The sequence below is a fragment of the Pseudomonas azerbaijanoccidentalis genome (genome assembly GCF_019145495.1).
GTDB classification, from domain to species: Bacteria; Pseudomonadota; Gammaproteobacteria; order Pseudomonadales; family Pseudomonadaceae; genus Aquipseudomonas; species Aquipseudomonas azerbaijanoccidentalis.
The window spans coordinates 1-3,289 of record NZ_JAHSTU010000020.1; the positions used below are offsets into that span (position 1 = coordinate 1).

Here is a 3,289-nt window from a genome sequence, read left to right on the forward strand (position 1 = left end):
TGAAAAACGCAGCGGGATGGGCAAGTTGCAGACGTTTGTTTATGACTGTGAAAATCGCTTGGTCAAGGCCGAGACGCTGGTCAATGGCAAGCTGGAAAGTACCGGATCGTATCGGTACGACAGCCTGGGGCGGCGGGTCGGTAAGTAGTCCGTTGTTAATGGCGTAACCGAGCTGAAACACTTCTTGTGGCAAGGCCTGCGCATGCTGCGGGAGGAAAGTCCGGGGCAGAGCAGTTTGTACCTGTATGAGCCGGGGAGTTATGCGCCGTTGGCTCGCGTCGATCAGGCAGAAGGTGAAGAGCAGAAGCTTTACTACTTCCATACCGACCAGATTGGTACGCCGCTGGAGATGACTGATCGAGAAGGGCAGATTGTCTGGCAGGCGACGTACAAGGCGTGGGGTTCGGTTGAAAAGCTGGCGGTCAATGAAATCGAACAGAACCTGCGGTTTCAGGGGCAGTATTTTGACGATGAGACGGGGCTGCACTACAACACGTTTCGGTATTACGATCCGGAGGTGGGGCGGTTTGTAACGCAGGATCCGATAGGACTTAGTGGTGGGTTCAATCTTTATCGATATGCTGCTAACTCAACCGGATGGATAGACCCTTTCGGGTTGACCGGGTTTTTCTCTCCGTCTACATTCACAGCACCTTCTGGCAGCGTCCATACGGTGTATCAACAGGTTATCGATTGGGATCTCCCTGTGAACACTCGAAGTGGGATAAGGACTAACATGGATCTGGCGTCGGAAGGAAAGAGCCCTTTCGTAGTAAAGAATGGTAGCTACTCGCAACTTAATTTGCACCACTCAAAACAGGATGGCTTGGGCTCTTTGTTCGAACTGTCTGCTGATACCCACCAAAAATTTGGCAAAACTAATGCGCTCCACCCTCATCTGCCTGGTCAACACCCGTTAAATCCTGTAGACAGAGATTTATTCAATGGGGATCGAGATGCATATTGGAAAGGACGAGCGCAATCGGAAATTAATAATCGAAACTCTAGCCGTTCTAGAGGATCTGTGAGTTGCGGGTGAAAATATGCTTTCAAAAAAAGTGATTGATTTCTGTAAAAGGCAGGGCTGGTGGTTTGATGATGTCAGCGTTGAATATGAATTGGAGCTTAAAAAGTTAGGTGTTGATTCGTCCAGCGATTTTGCTCAGTTTTACCTTCATGTTGAGGATGGACCGACTTTTGTGAGTCGCGGTAAGGAGATTTATCATGTCTGTTGGTTTTCAATAAATACTAACTTTGGTTTTGCGCTGAAACGAACGCATGAGACTCTTGGAGTTCCCTCGGATTACCTCCCATTGGATAGTTTTGAGGGTGAAAGTGGTTTTTTTTATAACAGGTTAACCGGAGAGGTGGTTGAGCTCTCTCTTGGTGACTCATTAGCCGAATTTAAGCAGGGTAAGCTCAGACCTCAGTGGGCAAGTTTTAATGGATTTTTGGAGAGTTTTTTTGAATTAAGTTAAATGTGTAATTATTTTTCCATTTTTCTTTAACTTAATCGGTTTCAACGCTGAAGAATGGCTTGGGTCTGCTCCCAATTAACTGCGAAATTACATTTCTCGGGCTCTATTAATATGAGGTGTTTTGTGGCTGAGGTGATCTATCAGCCACCGTTTGATTCTGCTTGAAGGATATCGTTTTTCTGTTTGATCTAGGCGCCCGGCGACCCATTTAGTGTTTACTTACAATCCGATCAACCGCCGTCACTAGTACGACCCAGCCAACGGCCTGTTGCACAGTCGCGACACCGGCCAGTTGCTCGACAGCGAAGAATTTCGCTACGACGCCGCGGCGAACCGGCTGAATTTCAACACCAGCCAGTTCGATCACGTCAAAGACAACCGCCTCAAACGCTGGCGGGATCAGGAATATGCCTACGATGCGTGGGGCAACCTGATTGAAAAACGCAGCGGGATGGGCAAGCTGCAGACGTTTGTTTATGACTGTGAAAATCGCTTGATGCGGGCTGAGACGTTGGTCAATGGCAAGCTGGAAAGTACCGGATCGTATCGCTATGACAGCCTGGGGCGGCGGGTTGCCAAGGTTTCAGAGGTCAACGGCAAGACCGAGCACAAGCACTTTTTGTGGCAAGGCCTGCGGATGCTGCGTGAGGAAAGTCCGGGGCAGAGCAGTTTGTACCTGTACGAGCCGGGGAGTTATGCGCCGTTGGTGCGGGTCGACCAGGCAGAAGGTGAAGAGCAGAAGCTTTACTACTTCCATACCGACCAGATTGGTACGCCGTTGGAGATGACGGACCGAGAGGGGCAGATTGTCTGGCAGGCGACGTATAAGGCGTGGGGGGCGGTTGAGAAACTGGCGGTCAATGAAATCGAACAGAACCTGCGGTTTCAGGGGCAGTATTTTGACGATGAGACGGGGCTGCACTACGTTCACGTACAATCTGGTCCTGTTGGTCCACAAACTTCTGGAGGAAAGATTTATCCTGGTGGGGGAAGTCAGCTTCAAATTCTTAACTATCAAGATAGAGCAAAGATGCAGTCAGTGGGCAAGCCGAGAGCGATACATTCTAGTAGCTGTGGGGGTTGAATGAGTGATGTAACTGATTTTACGGTAGTCGATGGACTTGGGAATTATAATCGCGAGGCCAATCCTCAAGGTTTAAGTGTTTGGGAGTTACTCCCCAAGGAAGTGTCGTGGTCGTTTTTGGGGCGCTCATATAAAATTGAGAGCCCAGACAAGCTCATTCCTCAGCTACTTATAGACGGTATTGGTATCGCGGTGGTTGTTTCTCCATTTAATGCTGAAAAAAACAAGGCGTTGGTTGTTAAGCCTGACGGAGAAGTGATGTGGGATGTAAGTGCTCGCGCTAATGCGTTAACCAAAGGGGGGGTGTTTTCAGATGTATATTATGTTTCGGGGCGGTTGTGTTTTTTTGTAAATATAAATAATCAGGATTTCAGATTTTCTTTTGATGTCGTTTCTGGAGAGATTGGAAGGTTGATTTTATCTTATTAAGTGTTGTTGAACCGACATCTTCGGCCAGACCACACGCCTGCTACGTACCGCCCGTGGTCTGCCGAGCAGTCGTCAGGACGCCAAGGGCCAGCGCATTCGCTACGAATACGACCCGGCGATTCGCCTGACTGCCTTGGTCAACGAAAACAACGCGGCGTATCAGTTTGCCTACGATGCGTCCGACCGATTGATCGAAGAAAAACGCATCGACAACCTGACCCGACGCTTCAGCTACAACCTCGGCGGTCATCTGACGCAGGTCGATGAAACGGGCTACGGCGAACGCGGTGAACGGCCA

Annotated in this window: 2 protein-coding genes and 4 pseudogenes; all 6 read left to right on the forward strand. The window is 49.3% G+C overall.

Features of this window, described 5'->3' with window-relative positions:
• Window positions 1–622: pseudogene (locus KVG88_RS30895) on the forward strand (RHS repeat domain-containing protein); the annotation flags it as partial.
• A 120-nt stretch (window positions 623–742) separates the two neighbouring features.
• Window positions 743–1,039: pseudogene (locus KVG88_RS30900) on the forward strand (HNH/ENDO VII family nuclease); the annotation flags it as partial.
• 4 nt (window positions 1,040–1,043) lie between these two features.
• Complete coding sequence (locus KVG88_RS30905; RefSeq protein WP_217873638.1) at window positions 1,044–1,478, forward strand: hypothetical protein; 435 nt, start codon at window positions 1,044–1,046, stop codon at window positions 1,476–1,478.
• Window positions 1,479–1,698: 220 nt separating this feature from the next.
• A pseudogene (locus KVG88_RS30910) lies at window positions 1,699–2,403 on the forward strand (RHS repeat domain-containing protein); the annotation flags it as partial.
• A gap of 159 nt (window positions 2,404–2,562) precedes the next feature.
• Window positions 2,563–2,991 carry a hypothetical protein gene (locus KVG88_RS30915; protein WP_217873639.1) on the forward strand — a complete coding sequence of 143 codons (429 nt, stop codon included), beginning with the start codon at window positions 2,563–2,565 and terminating at the stop codon, window positions 2,989–2,991.
• Between the two features lie 10 nt (window positions 2,992–3,001).
• Window positions 3,002–3,289: pseudogene (locus tag KVG88_RS30920) on the forward strand (hypothetical protein); the annotation flags it as partial.

What these genes read in the sequence shown, in the direction of transcription:
- KVG88_RS30915 (WP_217873639.1), top strand. Translation starts at nt 2,563, where the DNA reads ATGAGTGATGTAACTGATTTTACGGTAGTCGATGGACTTGGGAATTAT.
- KVG88_RS30905 (WP_217873638.1), top strand. Translation starts at nt 1,044, where the DNA reads ATGCTTTCAAAAAAAGTGATTGATTTCTGTAAAAGGCAGGGCTGGTGG.